The sequence below is a fragment of the Glycomyces dulcitolivorans genome, from assembly GCF_003265355.1.
Classification (GTDB): Bacteria; Actinomycetota; Actinomycetes; order Mycobacteriales; family Micromonosporaceae; genus Glycomyces; species Glycomyces dulcitolivorans.
Map to the genome: position 1 here is coordinate 16,885 of NZ_QFRW01000026.1, position 17,222 is coordinate 34,106.

Consider the following 17,222-nt stretch of genomic DNA (forward strand, 5'->3'; position numbering starts at 1 on the left):
CGCCGGCCTCATCGCCTGGCTCGTCCTCCGCATCGACGAGCACTTCTCCTGGGCCGCAATGGAGCAGTGGGGTTACACGGTCGCCGCGATCACCGCGCTCGCCCTGCCCCTGGCCTGGTACTCGGTCCGGATCGGGAACCGCTCCGAAGGCTGGAGGCCGCGCGCCCGGACCGCACTCGCGCTCGCGGGCGTCGTGATGGTCGTCTTCACCGCCTGGCGCGCCGCCGACGTCGCCTTCGGCGACGCGTTCTTCTTCTACGACGGCTCGGGCTACTCCCCGTACGCCTCCGTCGACGACATCTACCCGTACACCGAGGACGGCGAGCTCGTCACCGGCGTGTACCTGCTCGACCAGCACGGCAGCCCGCTGTTCCTCGGCGACCCGTCGAGCTGCTCGGTGCTCTCCGACGATCCGTTCGACACCGGCGCCGACTCGAACTACCCGTACGGCGAGACGCCCACCGGCATCGACTTGGGGTACCTCTACCCGCTCTGCACGCCCTCCGACGGCGCGACCGAACCGCCGTCGTCGGAGTCGCCGACCGGCTTCCCGAGCGCGACCGAGGAGGAGAGCTCCGCCTCGACCGACTGACCCCGTCAGCCACACCGGCCCCGTCCGCACCGCGGCGGGGCCGTTCCGTTGCCCCGTGTGACATTACTCTCGGTGGACCTAAGTGGAAGAAGGTCGAGCGGCCCGGCCACCGTCAATGGGCCGTTCGGGGGAGTGCGCGGACCGCGGTTCCGGGCCTAACGGGCACTGCTCGCGATACCCCCGCTATCCGGCGAGACGGGCACGCAATGCGTTCCGGTACAGGCGTTCATGTGCCGTATTGTCGCCGTTACTCAGCGGTACGGCCGCGGAGTTTCGCGCTTCTAGGGTTACCCCCGATGTTTACCCGCATGAAGACGACCCGAGCCAAGCACCGCTCCGACGAGCGCCGCCCCGGCGGCCTCCGGCACGTGGTGCGCACCCGGGTGTTCGTGTCCTCCGCCGCCGTACTGCTCGCAGTCGGCTCGGCGAGCAGCGCGAGCGCCGCGATCATCGCGACCGACGACCCCACGGCCCAGGAGCAGCTGGCCGAGCAGATCGTCGCCGACGCCGGCGGCGCCGACCGCCAGTGGGACGACGTGGACACGATGACCAGCATCCTGCCCGAGAAGGCGGAGGCCGACTCCGAGTCCGCGCCGTCCGACCCGGCGGAGGTCCCGGTCGAGGAGGAGACCACCGAGGAGGAGTCGTCCGACGACTCCGGTTCCGGCGTCGACATCTCGGCCGAGTGCTCCGACTACTCCGGCAACCAGGCCATCGGCTGCACCATGACCCTCGACTACGGCTGGGACATGGGCGAGTTCCAGTGCCTCGTGGACCTGTGGAACCGCGAGTCCGGCTGGGACGAGAACGCCTACAACTCCTCGTCCGGCGCCACCGGCATCCCGCAGGCCCTCCCGGGCGACAAGATGGCCTCCGCCGGCGACGACTGGGCGACCAACCCGGCCACCCAGATCGAATGGGGCCTGGGCTACATCGACGGCGTCTACGGCAGCCCCTGCGCCGCCTGGTCGCACAGCGAGTCGGTCGGCTGGTACTAGCCGCCGCATAATCTCGAATCCGAGCGAACCCGGAGTTCGCTGACCCGAGGGGGCCCTAGCGCAGTCGCGCCGGGGCCTCCTGTCGTTCCCCCAGCGACCCTTCGAGCCGGTTGAGCAGGAACTGGAGCGACCCGCGCAGGTGCGCCTCGTCCTGGCCCGGCTCCCCGGTGCGCGCCGTCAGCACGTACTGCTCGGTGTAGTCCAGGCGCGTGCCGCCGCCCTCGGGGGTCAGCGCCACCGTCACCAGGGAGACGTTGCGGCGCAGGCCCTCCACGCTCAGCTCGTACCCGAAGACGATCCGCCGGGGCGCGGCCAGGTCGAAGATCCGCGACTCCCACTCGATGAGCTCCGGCGCGCCCGAGGCGTCGAAGACCCCGGTCGTGCGCTCGCCGCCGCCGACGCGGAAGTCGAGTTCGTGCGTCTTCGCGCTCCCGGGGATGTGGAACCAGCGGTCGCGCAGGTCGAGGTCGGCGAACGCCGCCCACACCCGCTTGGGCGGGGCGGCGAGGGTGCGCGAGAGGGTCGCGGTCCCGTGGACGGGAGCATCAGCGGTCATGCCGATGCGAACAACGGAAGGGCCCCAAGCCTTCCCTTACGCGCCGGTCTCCATCGACGCCGCCCGGACCGAGCGCAGCAGCAGTCGCGGATCGCCGAGCATCCGCTTCAGGCGCCGTTCGAGCCCGGCGATCGGGGTGAGGTTCTGGGGTGCGCGGGCGTCCTTGTGCGCCGCCGAGCCCAGCGGCGGGAGCGCCGCCGCGGTGGCGTCGGCCAGGGCGATCGCGGCCTCCTCGGCGAGGTCGTTCGACGCCTCGATGCGGGCGACCCCGGCCCAGCCGCGCGAGGACGTCCCCGGCAGCCGCAGGTACCACGTGTACCGCGGCCAGCCCGACGTCAGGTGGAACACCGGCGTGCGCTGGCCCGGTTTCAACTGCTCGACGACCGCGTTGAGCTGCTTCGGCAGGTACGCGCGCTGGTGGCTCTTGATGTAGCCCACCGAGTTCGACAGGCGGTCCCTCCCGCGCAGCGGCCCGTCGAGCACCGACAGCTCGGCGTCCATCGCCACCTGGGCCGCGACCTTCGCCTCCAGCTCGGCCATCGCCACCTGGGCCGCGCCGATCAGCTCGGCGGGGTCGGCCGACTCGACCTTGCGGTACGGGTAGCGCCCGAAGTCGGCGCCGGGGTCGACGGCTGCGAACAGGCCCCGCTCCACGTCCGCCTCCGCGACGGCCGAGACCTTCCCGTCGAGGTCGCACGAGACCGCGCCCGCGGCCCACGACACGCACACCCCGGGCCACCGCTCGCCGTCGTCCAGGAGCTCGACCCTCGCGTCGACGCGGCGCACGCCGTCGACCACGACGATGCGGCGCGGCCCGCTCGCGGGCGCGTCGATCGGGCGCCAGTCCTCGGGGTCGAGTTCCACCCCGGGTTCGACGATCGCCTGGTTCTGGCGCGACGGGGACTCGGGATTGTCCGCGAAGGACGGATCCCACGCGTCGACGGTGATCTGCAAGGCGCACCCGCTTTCAGGTCGATTGCGGCCCAGCCTACTTCCCGCCGTCGAGGTCGATGCGCCCCACAAGGGCCGGGACGCTTCCCGCATCCCGGCCCGGAGTGCTTGAGCGCTCTAGCCCTCGATCTCGGTGACCAGGCCCGTCTCCAGCGAGTAGACCGCGCCGACCACCGTCAGCTCCCCGTCGGCGACCAGCTCGGCCAGGTTCGGGTGCTCCTTGAGCGCCTGCACGGTGAGCAGGACGTTCGCGGCGATCATCGCGTCGATCGGGTCCCCGGACTCCGCCTTCGCCGCCTCGTACGCCGGCGTCAGCGCCGCGACGACCTCGGGGAGCGCGTACTCGTGCTCCTCGACCTCCTCGCCCGCGTCCGCCGCCGCGAGCGCGTCGTGGGCGGCGGTGACCGCCCCGCACTTCTGGTGCCCGAGGACGACCAGCAGCGGCGCTTCGAGCGCGGCCGGCCCGTAGGAGACCGACTCGGAGACGAGCGGGTCGAAGGTGTTCGCGGCGGTGCGGGTGACCATGAGGTCGCCGACGCCGGTGTCGAAGACGAGTTCGGGCCCGACACGGGAGTCGATGCACGTGAAGACCGCGGCGCGCGGCTCCTGGCCCTCGACGAGCGACTCGCGCGTCTCGACGTCGGTGCCGGGGTGGACGGACTCGCCCGCGGCCCAGCGCTGGTTGCCTTCGAGGAGGGCGTCCCAGATCTCTTCGGCGGTTTCGAGGTCCTTGAGGTCGGTCGCCGGTGCGGCCGAGGCGGTCTCGGAGGCGGCCGCGCCGCCCGAGTCGGTCGAGCAGGCGTCGAGGGCGAGGACGAGGGCGGAGCCGACGCCGATGGCCCCGGCGCCGGTGAGGAGCTTGCGGCGATCGCCGGAAAAGTGGAGTGATTTCACGAATCAGGCTTACTCCTGGGTTCGAGTTGAACCCCCGGTGAACGAATCCGTTGTGACCCAAGGAATATGAAAGCGGAGGTCAGGCGGCACCCGGCGGCACCGGACGTCACGCGTCCGCGGGCTTCCAGTCCCGCACCAGGTCCAGGAGACCGGGGAACCGCGCGTCGAGGTCCGCCTCGCGGACCCGGTTGCGCCGCTCCAGGCCGACCTGGCGCTGGCGGACCACCCCGGCCTCGCGCAGGACCTTCCAGTGGTGCGTGCGCGTGGACTTGGGGCGGTCGATCTTGAACCAGCCGCAGGCGCGCTCCTCGCCGTCGGCGTCGCGCAGGTAGGTCTGGACGATGTCGAGCCGCAGCGGGTCGCTCAGGGCGCTGAGGACCTGTTCGAGGCGCAGCTCGGCGCGGCCGGGCTCGGGGAGGAGGCCCGTGGCCGGGTCGGCGGCGGTCGGATCGACTTGGAGGTCGGGCATCTCGGCTCCCGGTGTCGCTTGTCACGGTTCCGTAGTACGACTTGCATCGTACTACGGGTCTATGTTCGACTCTATTCGAACTAGTTCGAGTCTACTCGTACAAGCACCCGAAGGAGTCCCGCCGTGGCCACGCACACCGCCGCCCCGCCCGCCGCCCTCCCGGCCCGGACCGGCTCCACCGCCTGGGCCGCCCTCGCGTCCTGGCCCATCGCCGCGGTCTTCATGCTCGGGAACTTCGCCGCCCCGCTCTACGTCCTGTGGCAGCAGCAGTTCGGCTTCTCCAAAGGCACCCTGACGGCGATCTTCTGCTGGTACATGGTCGGCCTCGTCGCCTCCCTCCTCGTCTCCGGCGTCGTCTCGGACCGCTTGGGACGCAAGGCCGTCCTCCTCCCGGCAATGGGCCTCGCGCTCGTCGCCGCCGTCGTCTTCGCGACCGCCGGCGGCGTCGCCGCCCTCTCGATCGCCCGGGTCCTCCTCGGCCTGTCCATCGGCGCCCTCGTCTCCGCCGGGACCGCCGCGGTCACCGACCTCGCCGGGACCGACCGCAGGCGCCAGGCGGCCCTCCTGGGCTCCGTAGCGGTCGCCGTGGGGACCGGCTTCGGGCCGCTGTGGGCCGGCATCCTCTCCGAGACCCTCCCCGGGCCGACCTCGACGGTGTTCTGGCTCCAGATCGCCCTGCTGCTCACCGCCACGGCCGTCATCGCCCGGATGCCCCTCGACGCGCCCGCGGGAGGCTCCGGCGCGTGGATCCGCATCCCGCGCGTCCCCGCCGCGGCCCGCCGCAACCTGCTCGCCGCGGTCGCCGTCGCCGGGCCCGGCCTCGCGGCCACCTCGTTCATGCTCTCGCTCGCGCCCTCGCTGCTGGCCGAGCAGCTCGGCACCGACGACCGGATCATTGCCGGCTCGGTCGCCGCCGTCGCCTTCGCCTCCTCGATCGCGGCCCAGCTCGCCCTCCGGGGCCTGAGCGTGGTCCGGCTCCTGCTGCTCTCGGCCGCCTGCACCGTGGTCTCCGCGGCCCTGCTCATCGCCGCCGTCCAGACCGCCGCGCCCGCGCTGCTGCTCCTCTCGGCGGTCTTCGCCGGGCCCGCGCAGGGCCTGGGCCTCCTCGGCGGGCTCTCCATGCTCAACCAGGCCGTGCCGACCAACCCGCTCGCCGAAGCCAACGCGGCCTTGAACATCAGCGCCTACGCCCTGGTCGGGGCGCTCTCGCTGGGCCTGGGGCACCTCGCCGACGCGATCGGGCTCGGCGCGGCCATCGACGACTTCGCGTTCACCCTCGTCGCCCTGACCCTCATCGGGCTGGCGCTCATGCGCTGGGCGCGGCGCTAACTCCAGGTCTTCTCCACGTGGGAGCCCTTGGCGTCCTTCGTGATCCGGAACCGCACCGGCACCCGCTCGGCCAGTTCCGGCACGTGCGTCACCAGGCCCACCGTGCGACCGGCCGTCAGCGTCAGCGCCTCCAGGGTCGTCGCCACGGCGTCGAGCGTCTCCGGGTCGAGCGTGCCGAAGCCCTCGTCCAGGATGATCGACTCCAGGCACGCCCCGTGCCGCGCCAGGCTCGCCAGCTGGTCGCTCAGCGCGAGCGCCAGCGACAGCGAGGCCGCGAACGTCTCCCCGCCCGACAGGCTCCGCGCCGGGCGCGCCATGTCCGCGTCGTGGTGGTCGACCACCCAGAAGTCCTGGTCCCGGTAGATCAGGTCGTACTGGCCCGCGGTGATCTGGTTGAGCATCACCGTCGCGCCCGCCACGAGCTCGTCGAGCGCTTCTGACAGGAGCCACTCCATGAACCGCCGCGCCTCCAGATGGGACGCAAGCGCTTTGGCGACCTCGGCCTCGTGCGCGAACCGGCGCGTCTCCGCCTCCAGGTCCACGCGCTGGCGCCGCGCCTCGGCGAGCCGCGCCGAAGCGGCGCGGGACGTCTCGACCGCGGCGGCGTGCCGGGCGACGTAGTCGCCGCCGGCGCCGGTGCGCGGGACGTCGATGTCGAACTCGCCCAAGGCCAGCCGCAGCTCCCCGCGGAGGGTCCCGGCGCGGCCGTCGAGCCCGGTCAGCTCGGTGCGTGCCGCCTCCCGCTCGCTCCCGGCCCGCTCCAGCGAGGACTTGGCCCAGTCGACGAGGGCCGCCCAGCTCCCGGCCAGGTCGTCCCCGGCCGAGGGCGGCGCGAGCGCCGCGACCTGGTCGCGGGCGTGCTGGAACTCCTTCCAGGCCCGCTGCTGGCGCTCGTCGGCGGTCTGCTTGCGCTTCTCGGCCTCCCGCAGCGCCCGCCGCGCGGCCTTCAACGCGGCACTGGTGCCCGCGAGCTGCTGGCGCGCCTCCTCCGAGGAGGCCCGCTTCGCTTGCAGTGCAGCGGGTTCGGCGACGCCTTCGAGCTTCTTGTTGAGCCGCCGCTCGGCGAGCTGGAGCTCGGTCAGCCGCTCCTCGTAGTTCTCCAGCTTCGTCTGAAGTGCGACCACGGCGGCCTGCGCGTCCCGGTGCTCGATCGTGGCCGTGCGCGACGCCTCTTCGGCGTGCTGCATGGACTCCGAGAGGTCGTGCTCCGGCACGGTCTCCACAGGACGGTCGCAGACGGGGCACTCGTCGCCGACCGCGAGCCCGGCGCGGAGCGTCCCGGCCAGCTCGGCCATCCGGACCTTGTGGAGGGACGCGTGCTGGATCTCGACCTCCTCGCCGGCGGCCTCCTCCAGCTCCTTCGCCTCCGCGAACTGGTCGCGCAGCTCCTCGGTCAGCTCCTGGCCGGTTTTCAGCTTCGACTGCGTCTCGGCCAGTTCGGCCCACGCCTTGAGCTGGCGCTCGATGAGCGCCAGGTCGAGCCCGTCGAGTTCGGCGCGGAGCCGCTCGTCCTCGGTCTCGGTCGCCTCGACCTCGGCGGCCTTCGCCGCGACCGCGGCGGCCGCGTCGGCGAGCTGCGCGCCGATGTCGGCGACCCCGTCGGGCCGCTTGATGTATGTGAGCGAGGCCAGGTTCGACTCGGCCTCGGCCAGGCGCCGCCGGGCCCCGTCCACGGCCGCGGCGAGCCCGTCGAGGGCGTTCGCCTTGTCCCGCACCGGCTCGGTGAGCTTCTCCAGCTGCTCGACCCGCTCGGCCGCGCCCGCCAGTTCGGCGTCGGTGACCGCCGGGACCCGCGCGAGCTGCGCTTCGAGGGTCTTCATCGCGGTCGTCGCCGCGTCCCGCTTCGCGCCCGCGAGCTGCTGCACCCGCCGGTACACGCTGTGCCCCAGCAGGTTCTCCAGGATCTTGCGCCGGTCGGCGGGGGAGGCGTGGAGGAACTCCGCGAACTCGCCCTGGGGGAGCAGCACGCACTTCGTGAACTGCTCGAACGGCAGCCCGATCACCCGCTCGGCCGCGTTCGAGACCTCGCTGGGACTGCCCGCGAGCGCCCGCCCGAGGCCCTCGACCAGGGCCGCGTCGTCGGCCGGGTCGACCCCGTCCGGCAGCTGCTCCAGGGCGGCCGTGGTCGTCTTGACCTTCCCGTTCCGGTCGCGGCGCAGGATCCGGGTCGCCACGTAGTGCGTTCCGGCGGCGGCGAACACGAGCCGCACCCGGCCCTCCACAGCGGACGGCGCGATGGCGTTCTGCGTGGTGTTCACCCGCCAGCGCGGCGTGCGCCCGTACAGCGCGAAGCAGATCGCGTCGAGCACGGTGGACTTCCCGGCCCCGGTGGGGCCGGTGAGCGCGAAGAAGTCCACGTCGGTGAAGTCGAAGGTCTCCTCGCCCGTGTAGGACGCGAACCCGTTGAGGTCCAGCCGGATCGGACGCATCAGGCCTCCTCGGCGACGGTCTGGGTGTCCTCGTACAGCTGCGAGAACAGCTTCGCGACGGCCGGGTCGTCGTGGCCGTTCTCGGTCAGGTACGAGCCGAACAGCTCCCCGGGACTGCGTCCGGAGCGCCGCTCGCGCGGTGCGGACGCGTCGAGGCGCATGACGGGGTCGATGTGGATCTGGACGGCGTTCGGGAACAGGTCGGCGACCTCGCCGCGCAGGCCGGCCCGCGCGGGCTCGGTCACGAAGACCCGCAGCCAGGCCCGCTCGTCGGCCTCGGTCTTGGCGAGCTGTTCGAGGCTGCCGCGGACGGTCTGGAGCGGCACGGCCTCGGTGAGCGGCACGGTCCGGACTTTCGCTGGGATTCCGGCGCTGACCTCGACGATCGCGACGCTCGGCGTGTGGTCCTCCTCGCCGAAGTCGACCGCGAGCGGCGCGCCGGAGTAGCGGATCGGGCAGGGGCCGTTGATCGCTTGCGCCCGGTGCAGGTGGCCCAGGGCCACATACGAAGTGGTGGGCGGGAAGATCGCGGCGGGGACGGCGTAGTCGGCCACGGTGTGGACTTCGCGCTCGCCGCCGCCGACTTTGCCGCCGACCACGGTGAGGTGCCCGGTGAACAGGTTGACGGTGTCGGCCCCGAAGTCCTGCGTGAGCGCGGCGACCAGGCGCCGCAGGTGGTCGGCGTAGTTCGCCTCGGCACCGGCCGCGCCGAGCTCGAACAGCTCGGCGGCGCGCACGGCGTGGCGCTGGGCGATGAACGGCAGGGCCGCGCACTTCCAGCGCTCGCCGTCCTTGGTCTCCCCGGTGATGAGGTGGTCGCCGGACTTGCCGAGGCTGCCGCGCAGGTGGATTCCGGCGGCGTGGGCCCAGTTCCGCAGGGCCTCAAGGGCTTTGCCGTTGTCGTGGTTGCCCGCGACGACGACGACCTCGGCCCCGGTCCCTTGCAGCGCGGACAGGGCCGTGAACAGGAGCTTCTGGGCCTCGCTGGAGGGCGAAGCGGTGTCGAACAGGTCCCCGGCGACGATGACGAGGTCGACGGCCTCCGCCCTGGCGGTCTCGACCATCTGCCGGAAGACCGCGCGCTGCTCGTCGAGGCGCGGGCGGCCCTTGAGAGTGACGCCCACATGCCAGTCGGAAGTGTGGAGAATCCTCAATGTCAGCCCCTAGAACGGAATGTCGTCTTCGTCGTCTCCGGCGAGGTCGAAGGGGTCGACCTTCGCCGTGACCGACCGTGCGGTGGCGGCCGGGGCGGACCCGGCCTCGGCGGGGCGGGTGGCCCACGCGGGGAACGGGAAGTTCACCACGAGGGGGACCGGGAGCTCGGGCTGGGCCACGAACATGGTGCCGGGCTTGGCCATGAGCACGCGCATGCGCTGCGCCTGGGTGAGGAACCCGTACTCGGGCCGGGTGGCCTCGGCCGCGTCGAGGCGGCCGACGACGCGGATCGCCGAGTTCGACGCGATGCGCCGCTCCACTTCGGACGCGGTCTGCTGGGCGCCGATGAGGATGACGCCCAGGGACCGTCCGCGTTCGGCGATGTCGAGGAGGATGTCCTTGATGGGGCTGGTGCCCTCGCGCGGCGCGTACTTGTTCAGCTCGTCGAGGACGACGAACTGGAGGGGCCGCGCCGTGCCGGCCTTCTCCTTGCGCTCGAACTCGCTGCGCAGGACCACGCCGACGACGAACCGCTGCGCCCGGTCGGGCAGGTTGTGCAGGTCGACCACGGTCACCTGCGCTTCGGAGGTGAGGACGGCGCCCTTCGGCGGCAGGTCGCCGCGGATGAGGCGGCCGATGTCGCGGCCGGAGGCGATGAGCCGCCGGATGAACGCGTTGACGGTGCCCAGGCCGATCGCCGACCCGGCCCACTCGGTGCGGGTCTCGTCGTCGGCGAGGCGCTCGCAGATGAGGTCGACGAGGTCCCGGTAGCTGGTGAGCAGGCGCCCGTCGACGCTGATCGCGCCGTTGTCCTTGGGGCGGGCCTCTTTGCGCAGCCGGGCGGCGACCTGGTGGACGACCATCGTGTACTGCTGGCGGTCGTCGTCGCCGTCGGCGAACACGAACGGCAGCAGGTTGAGCTGGCAGAACTCCGCGAGCGTCCAGTAGAACGCGTCGACGCCGGTGGACCGGCACGCCACGTCCGGGATGCCGTTCGAGTCGCCCTCGCGCGGCGGCGCGAGCACCTCGACGGACTTGAACGCGCCCGGCTCCATGCCGAGGCGCCGGTACGAGTCGCGCACGGTCTCGTCGATCTTCGTGTTGTCGTGGTCGAGGAGCAGCAGGTCCTCGCCCTTGACGTTGAAGATGAGCGCCTTGGTGTTCGCGGCCTCGGCGCCGAGCGCGCCCGAGTGCAGGAGCGAGTACAGCATCCACGTCGCGAATGAGGTCTTCGTGGCGACGCCGGAGATGCCCGAGATGGAGACGTGGGCGCCGCGGGTGCCGTCGAGGAAGTCCGGGTTCAGGTACACCGGCTGCCCGTCGCGCGAGAACCCAAGGGGCACTTGGCGGGCCATGCCGTCGAAGTACAGGGCCCGGTCGCGGTCCTCGCCGGAGGCCCGCTGGACCTCGGCGCCGGGGCGCGGGGGCACGAACACCTCGGGCTCGACGCGCGTCACGGTGACCTCGGCGGCCTCCTGGACCTGCGCCGGGAGCAGGCCCCCGGCGATGTCGAACACGTCGGAGTCGAACTGGGCGCCCTCGTGGCGGCTGCGCACCGAGGTGACGACGCCGGAGATGCGGACCGTGCCGATCCCGGGCACCTGCCGCTCGGTGGTGAGCACGTCGTCGAGCTGCGCGTACGCCTCCGGGCCGACGCCGACCCAGAACGACAGGGGCGTCGCGTCCTCCGTGCCCAGCACGCGGCCCACCGATTCACTCATCAACAGATCCTCGCACGTAGCGCAGGATGAGGTCGTCCCCGGCTTGGAGGACGTGTCGCAGGCGGAGGCGCCTCGCCCCGGCGGACTCGTACCCCTCGGCGATCCGGTGCGGACCGCCGCCGACCAGCAGCGGCGAGATCGTCAGGTCCAGCTCCTGGGCCAGGTCGGCGGCGATCAGGCTGCCGAACACGTGCGGCCCGCCCTCGCACAGGACCTGCCGCAGGCCCCGCTCGCGCAGCGCCGCGACGGCCGCCGTGAAGTCCACTGTGCTCGTGCCGACGGCGATGACGTCGGCGACCTCCCGGAACGGCGCGACCCGCTCCTCCGGCAGATCCGCCGGACACACCAGGATCGGCCGCCGCGGCGCCTTCGTGAAGATCCCCGCCTCCGGGTCGAGCCGCGCGGTGCGCGTCACGATCGCCATGACCGGCACCTCCGGCAGTCCCTGCGCCCGCCGCCACGCCATCCGGTCCTCCGAGAGCACCAGCGGCCCGTACTGCTCCAGCCGGACCGTCTCCGCCCCGGCCAGGAGCACGTCGCACCGCGCGCGCAGCACCTTGAACACCCGCTTGTCCGCGTCACCCGAAAGTGAGCCTGACAGGCCCCCCAGCGTCGCCGCCCCGTCGGCACTGGACACGAAGTTCACCCGCAGCCAGTCGGGTTCGGGAGGCGCATACGCCTCGTAGACCTCGTCATCGGTCAGTTCATCGAGTTTTCGGTACAGCACCTCTGCCACCGCTGAAACCTAGCCCACCCGACCGACAACCGGCCGGACCGCCTAGCCCCCCAGCACCCGCTCCAGGTACGGGTTCGCGAACCGCCGGTCCGGATCGACCTCGTCCCGCACCCGCCGGTAGTCCTCGAAGTGCTTGTACCGCCGCGACAGCTGCTCCGCACCCAGCGTGTGCATCTTCCCCCAGTGCGGGCGCCCCTCCGCCGCGTCGAAGACCGCCTCGCAGTCCCGGAAATAAGGCTCGTGGTCGTGCCGGTGGAACTGGTGCACCGCCACGTACGCCGTCCGCCGCCCCTGCGCCGTCGACAGCCAGACGTCGTCCGCCGCCGCGAACCGCACCTCCACCGGGAACGACACCGTGTGCCCCTCCCGCGCCACCATCGCGTGCAGCTCCCGCAGCACCGCCGGCAGCGCCTCCCGCGGCAGCGCGTACTCCATCTCCCGGAACACCACCGACCGCGGCGACGTGAAGATCCGGTGCGACACGTCCGTGTACTCCCGCGCGCTCCACACCCGTCCCGCCATCCGGTTCAGCCGCGGCACCATCCCCGGGAACCGCACCCCCACCCGGTTGCTCGCCGAGAACAGCGTGTTCTCCGTGAACCCCTCGTTCCACCAGTACGACAGGCGGCTCGGCGCCCGGCTCGGCTCCGACATCGCGTGCCGGTTGTTCCGCTTCGTCAGCGTCCGGTCCGTGTGCGGGAACCAGTAGAACTCGAAGTGGTCGTTCTCGGCCACCGCCTCGTCCAGGCCCTCCAGGACCGCTTCGAGCCGCTCGGGCCGCTCGACCGCGTGCAGCCGGAACGCCGGCACGCACTGGAGCGTCACCTCCGCGATCACCCCCAGCGCCCCCAGCCCCAGGCGCGCCGCCGCGAACAGGTCCGGGCGCTCGAACTCCGTACACTGCACGGCCTCGCCGCTCGCCAGCACCAGCTTCAAACCCTTGACCTGCCAGGCGAACCCCCGGTACCGGTCGCCCGTCCCGTGCGTCCCCGTCGAGATCGCCCCCGAGATCGTCTGCTGGTCGATGTCGCCCATGTTCTCCAGCGCCAGCCCGTGCGCGTCGAGGACCTCGTTCAGCCGCCACAGCGGCATCCCCGCCTCCACGGTGACGAGCCCCGACTTCGGGTCCACCGACACGACCTGGTCGAGACCGGACATGTCCACGCGCACCCCGTCGGGGACCGCGATCCCGCTGAACGAATGCCCCGCGCCCACGGCCTTCACCCGCAGCCCGTCCTCCCCGGCCGCGGTCACCGCCGCGGACAGGTCCGCGACGGCCTGCGGGCGCACGGTCCGCACCGGCACTGCGGCCTCGGTGCCCGACCAGTTCTGCCAATGCGGGTTCTCGACGACGGGGCTCCCCATAGCGGCGGTCCTTCCAACGGCTCTGTTGAACATGAGGCGTACTTCACGGTAGCTTTCATCTAACCCCACTTGACCTGCGGAAGGGAAGTCGCATGGGTTATCAGGGAGTAACGGGCTCGCCAGGGGCCGCCGCGCATACCGGCGCCGACCAGCGGTTCGGCGTCCTCGACCGCGCCACGGCCGGCTTGCAGCCGCCGTTCGCCGCCGTCGACCTGGACGCCTTCGACACCAACGCGGCCATATTGCGCCGCAACGCGATCGGCAAACCGCTCCGCCTCGCCAGCAAGTCCCTGCGCTGCCGCGCCCTCATGCGCCGCGCCCTCGCGCAGCCCGGATTCAAGGGCATCCTCGGATTCACGCTCCCCGAAGCGCTCTGGCTCGCAGAGGAGTTCGACGACATCGTGGTCGCCTACCCGACCGCCGACACCGACGCGCTGCGCGCGCTGGCCGGCGACGACGAGCTCGCCCGCCGCGTCACCCTCATGGTCGACTCGGTCGAGCACCTGGACTTCCTCAGCCGGCACGTCCAGCCGAACCCGTCGCGCCCGCTGCGGCTGTGCCTCGAACTGGACGTCTCCCTGGAGCTCCTCGGCGGCCGACTCCACCTGGGCTCCTTCAGGTCCCCGGTCCGCACGCCCGACCAGGCCCTGGACATGGCCCACGAGATCGACAAGCGCCCGGGCGTGAGCCTGGTCGGGATCATGGGCTACGAGGGCCAGATCGCGGGCGTCCAGGACGCCTTCAGCGCCGCGTCCCTGAAGGCCCCGATCGTGCGGCTCATGCAGACCGTCTCCAAGGCCGAGCTCGCCGAGCGCCGCGCCGAGGCCGTCGCCGCCGTCCGCCGCGTCACCGACCTGGAGTTCGTCAACGGCGGCGGCACCGGCTCGGTCATCTCGACCGCCGCCGACCCCTCGGTCACCGAGATCGCCGCCGGCTCGGGCCTCTACTCGCCGGCGCTGTTCGACGGCTACCGCTCGATCCGGCCGCTCCCGGCCGCGTTCTTCGCCCTGCCGGTGGTCCGCAGGCCCAAGCGCGGCATGGTGACCGCGCTCGGCGGCGGCTGGATCGCCTCGGGCGTGCCCGGCCCCGACCGGCTCCCGAGGCCGACCTTCCCCGGCGGGCTCCGCTACGTCAAGACCGAGGGCGCCGGCGAGGTCCAGACCCCGCTGCGCGGCCGCGCCGCCGACGCGCTCGCCATCGGCGACCGCGTCTGGATGCGCCACGCCAAGGCCGGCGAACTCGCCGAGCGGGTCAACACGATCCACCTCGTCCAGCGCGGCGAGGTCGTCGACGAGGTCCCGACCTACCGCGGCGAGGGCCACGCCTTCGTCTGAGCCGCAACGCGAACGGGCCCGGCGGGAGTGATCCCGCCGGGCCCGTCTCAGTGGCCGCTAGTCGTTGCCGCCTCCGCCGCCGCCATTGCCTCCGCCGTTCCCGCCGCCGCCTCCGCCGTCGGTCGGCTCGCACAGGCCCATCCACTCGGAGATCGGGTCGCACTCCTCGTCACCGCCGGGCTGCTGTGCGGTGCCGCAGCGCGTGTCGGCCTGCCCGGTCGCGGTGGCGCAGTAAGGACTGTCGGCGTCGATCGTGCCGTCGGCGTTGATGATGCCCTCGACGATCGCGCTGCCTATGTGCTCGGCGTCCTGCCATTCGACCTTGTCGTAGTCCTTGGCCTCGATCGCGCCGTCCATGAACTGCTTCCACACCGGATAGCTCAGGGTGCCACCGAAGAGGTTGTCGGTGCCGCCGCTCGGGTTCAGGAGCGGGGCCGACTCGGCGGTCGCGTTGCCGACCCAGGTGGCGATGCTCAGCTGCTTGATCGCGCCGACGTACCAGGTGTGGGCGTTGGCGCTGTCGTAGCCCTCCCAGTTCGCCTCCCACGTACCGGTCTTGCCGGTGTAGGGGTTGTCGACGGCGCCGCCGTCGCCCTCGATCTCGGAGCCGACCCACTGGAGGTTGCGGGCGATGCTCGCGTCCAGGGCCTGGGTCTCCTCCAGGTCGCGGATCGTCGGGACCTCGTTGCCGTTGCGGTCGAGGACGCGCTCGACGAAGTGCGTTTCGTTGTAGGTGCCGTCGTTCGCGATGGTCGCGTACACGGTCGCCATGTCCTTCACCGAGGTCGGGTACTGGCCGAACGAGATGTGGTAGTAGAACGGCGAGTTCGGCGAGTCGAGGTCGAGCGGGGTGTGCACGGGCGAGCCGTCCTCGTTGACCTCGTCGAGCGGGGCCAGCGGGTCGACGTTGCCGTTGGAGTCGACCGCGAACGAGCCGTCCTCGTTCTCGCGGATGCCGTGCCGCGAGTAGGTGATGGTGCCGTCGTCCTCGATGTAGAACTTGTAGGTGACGGCGACGCCGTCCTCGTTCTGGCTCATGGTCCGCAGACCCATCTGGATGGCGTTCTCCAGGATCGCGGTGGCGCCGTACTTCTCCGCGATCTGGTACATCGGCGTGTTGCGCGAGTCGCGGACGGCCTGGGTCAGGGTCCGGTCGGTGTTCTCGTTGCGGCCGGCGTTGGAGATGGTGCCGTCGCCGATGCCCTCCAGGGTGTCGAACTCGCGCGGCGAGTCCGAGGTCCACCACGAGTCGATCGAGGCGCCGTTCTCGATCGCGGTCGCGGCGGTGATCATCTTGAACGTCGAGGACGGCGGGTGCGGGTTCTCGATGCCGGCCTTGTCGACGCCGAGGCCGTTCTCGCCGCCGTAGTAGCCGAGGACCCGGCCGGTGCCGGGCTCGACCGCGACGACCGCGTCGGCCATCGACAGGTTCTGGTCGGCGAGTGCGGCCTTGTCGTTCGTGTTCGTGAACTCGAAGAAGCCGTCGTCGTTCACGTACTCGTCGGCGTCGGCGATCAGTTCGACCGGAGTGCCTTCGGCGTCGACGTACTCGCCCTCCTCGTTCTTCACGCGTTCGAGGTCGCCGCGGCTGGCGGTCTCGTAGGCCAGGGACTGGATCGTCGGGTCGAGGGTGAGCTCGACGGTGTAGCCGCCGGTGTCCGCGTCCTTGCCGTAGAAGTCGTTCTGCGTGAGGCCGTAGCGGCTCTCCAGCTCGTCCCAGATGTAGCCGTCGTTCGGGTTGGTGATGAAGCCCGTCGGGGTGTCGTGGCCCCAGGTGCCCGGGTTCGAGAGTGCCTCCAGGGTGGCGGGCATCCCTGCGTCGAGCTCGGTCTGGACGGCGGCGAGCTGCTCCTCGTCGAGGTCCTCGGTGAGGGTCAGGAGGGACTCCATGCCGTGGGTCCACCGGTCGACGGGGGCCGTGTCGCCCTCCTCGACCAGGCGCGGGTCGAAGGAGCCGTCGCCGGCCTTGACCTGCATGACGAGCGTCATCGCCTGGCCCCAGGTGAGGTCCGCGAGCGGTACGCCGAACCAGATCTGGGAGGCGGCGGCGATGCCGTAGGTGCCGCGGCCGTAGAAGTTGAGGTTCAGGTAGTGGAGGAGGATCGTCTCCTTGGAGTACTGCTGCTCCAGCTTCATCGCCATGACGGCCTCTTTGGCCTTGCGGCCGTACGAGACGTCGTCGCGGATGTCCATGACCATGCCCGCGTACTGCTGGCTGATCGTGGACGCGCCCTGCGTGTCGCCGCCGGTGACGTTGTTGACGAGGGCGCGCATGGTGCCCTTGTAGTCGACGCCGTCGTGCTCGAAGAAGTCCTTGTCCTCCAGGGCGAGCAGCGACCAGACGACCTGCGGGGGGAGCTCCTCGTAGGTGTCGACGAGCTTGCGGGTGTACTCGCCGTACCCGGCGATGACCGTGCCGTCCGAGTAGGCGATCGAGGTGGACTCGCCGAACTTGAGGTCCTTGGGGGCGGGCACGTTCTGGAAGAACCAGGAGCCGGCCACGGTGATCGCGCCGAGCATCATCAGGCACACCATGATGAGCGCCGCGTAGACGCGGCGGCGGCGCACGGACGCCTTCTTCCGCTTCTTCTTCCCGGGGAGCGGCGTGCCGGGGGCCGTCTTCGGCCTGGCCGCGCCGACGACGGAGGCGCGCCCGACGCCGGCGCTGCCGCGCGCGGCGGGCGGGGGTCCGG

At 71.8% G+C, this 17,222-nt stretch carries 14 protein-coding genes; 4 read left to right on the forward strand and 10 right to left on the reverse strand.

The annotated features are described in order from the left end of the window. Positions 1 to 58: 58 nt before the first annotated feature. The gene (locus tag DI269_RS26660; RefSeq protein WP_112133286.1) at positions 59 to 592 is read left to right on the forward strand and encodes a hypothetical protein; all 534 of its coding nucleotides are present in this window, start codon (positions 59 to 61) and stop codon (positions 590 to 592) included. Positions 593 to 900: 308 nt separating this feature from the next. Then, complete coding sequence (locus tag DI269_RS27460; RefSeq protein WP_198667020.1) at positions 901 to 1,590, forward strand: aggregation-promoting factor C-terminal-like domain-containing protein; 690 nt, start codon at positions 901 to 903, stop codon at positions 1,588 to 1,590. Between the two features lie 55 nt (positions 1,591 to 1,645). On the opposite strand, the gene DI269_RS00970 is transcribed toward DI269_RS27460, so the two are convergent. The 4 genes from DI269_RS00970 to DI269_RS00985 form a co-directional block, all read right to left on the reverse strand. Beyond that, on the reverse strand, positions 1,646 to 2,146 hold the full coding sequence (locus tag DI269_RS00970) for an SRPBCC domain-containing protein (RefSeq protein WP_112133287.1): 501 nt from the start codon (positions 2,144 to 2,146) through the stop codon (positions 1,646 to 1,648). A 36-nt stretch (positions 2,147 to 2,182) separates the two neighbouring features. Next, the gene (locus tag DI269_RS00975) at positions 2,183 to 3,100 is read right to left on the reverse strand and encodes a hypothetical protein (protein ID WP_112133288.1); all 918 of its coding nucleotides are present in this window, start codon (positions 3,098 to 3,100) and stop codon (positions 2,183 to 2,185) included. Positions 3,101 to 3,214: 114 nt separating this feature from the next. After that, positions 3,215 to 3,991: a carbonic anhydrase gene (locus DI269_RS00980; RefSeq protein WP_112133289.1), complete on the reverse strand. Its 777-nt coding sequence runs from the start codon at positions 3,989 to 3,991 to the stop codon at positions 3,215 to 3,217. Between the two features lie 106 nt (positions 3,992 to 4,097). Beyond that, a complete protein-coding gene (locus DI269_RS00985; RefSeq protein WP_112133290.1) occupies positions 4,098 to 4,460 on the reverse strand; it encodes an ArsR/SmtB family transcription factor in 363 nt (120 codons plus the stop codon). A gap of 123 nt (positions 4,461 to 4,583) precedes the next feature. Here DI269_RS00985 and DI269_RS00990 point away from each other — a divergent pair, with 123 nt between their 5' ends. Continuing rightward, the gene (locus DI269_RS00990; protein WP_112133291.1) at positions 4,584 to 5,789 is read left to right on the forward strand and encodes an MFS transporter; all 1,206 of its coding nucleotides are present in this window, start codon (positions 4,584 to 4,586) and stop codon (positions 5,787 to 5,789) included. Here the strand turns inward: DI269_RS00990 and DI269_RS00995 are convergent. Genes DI269_RS00995 through DI269_RS01015 form a run of 5 tightly spaced genes read right to left on the reverse strand, consistent with a single transcriptional unit; the run spans position 5,786 to position 13,195 of the window. Next, positions 5,786 to 8,218, reverse strand: coding sequence for an AAA family ATPase (locus DI269_RS00995; RefSeq protein ID WP_112133292.1), 2,433 nt, complete (start codon positions 8,216 to 8,218; stop codon positions 5,786 to 5,788). The genes DI269_RS00990 and DI269_RS00995 overlap by 4 nt on opposite strands. Continuing rightward, positions 8,218 to 9,372 (reverse strand): exonuclease SbcCD subunit D, encoded by a 1,155-nt coding sequence (locus tag DI269_RS01000; RefSeq protein ID WP_112133293.1) that lies wholly within the window; start codon positions 9,370 to 9,372, stop codon positions 8,218 to 8,220. Before DI269_RS01000 ends, DI269_RS00995 begins: the two co-directional genes overlap by 1 nt. Positions 9,373 to 9,381: 9 nt before the next feature. Further along, positions 9,382 to 11,094, reverse strand: a complete 1,713-nt coding sequence (locus DI269_RS01005; RefSeq protein WP_112133294.1) for an ATP-binding protein — start codon at positions 11,092 to 11,094, stop codon at positions 9,382 to 9,384. After that, positions 11,087 to 11,830, reverse strand: a complete 744-nt coding sequence (locus tag DI269_RS01010) for a pyrimidine reductase family protein (protein WP_232822556.1) — start codon at positions 11,828 to 11,830, stop codon at positions 11,087 to 11,089. Before DI269_RS01010 ends, DI269_RS01005 begins: the two co-directional genes overlap by 8 nt. 42 nt (positions 11,831 to 11,872) lie before the next feature. Further along, a complete protein-coding gene (locus tag DI269_RS01015; RefSeq protein ID WP_112133295.1) occupies positions 11,873 to 13,195 on the reverse strand; it encodes a D-arabinono-1,4-lactone oxidase in 1,323 nt (440 codons plus the stop codon). Positions 13,196 to 13,287: 92 nt separating this feature from the next. Between DI269_RS01015 and DI269_RS01020 the strand changes: the two genes are divergently transcribed. Further along, positions 13,288 to 14,529 carry an amino acid deaminase/aldolase gene (locus DI269_RS01020; RefSeq protein WP_112133296.1) on the forward strand — a complete coding sequence of 414 codons (1,242 nt, stop codon included), beginning with the start codon at positions 13,288 to 13,290 and terminating at the stop codon, positions 14,527 to 14,529. 57 nt (positions 14,530 to 14,586) lie between these two features. Here the strand turns inward: DI269_RS01020 and DI269_RS01025 are convergent. Further along, the coding region (locus tag DI269_RS01025) for a transglycosylase domain-containing protein (RefSeq protein WP_112133297.1) at positions 14,587 to 17,222 on the reverse strand (2,636 nt) is incomplete at its 5' end.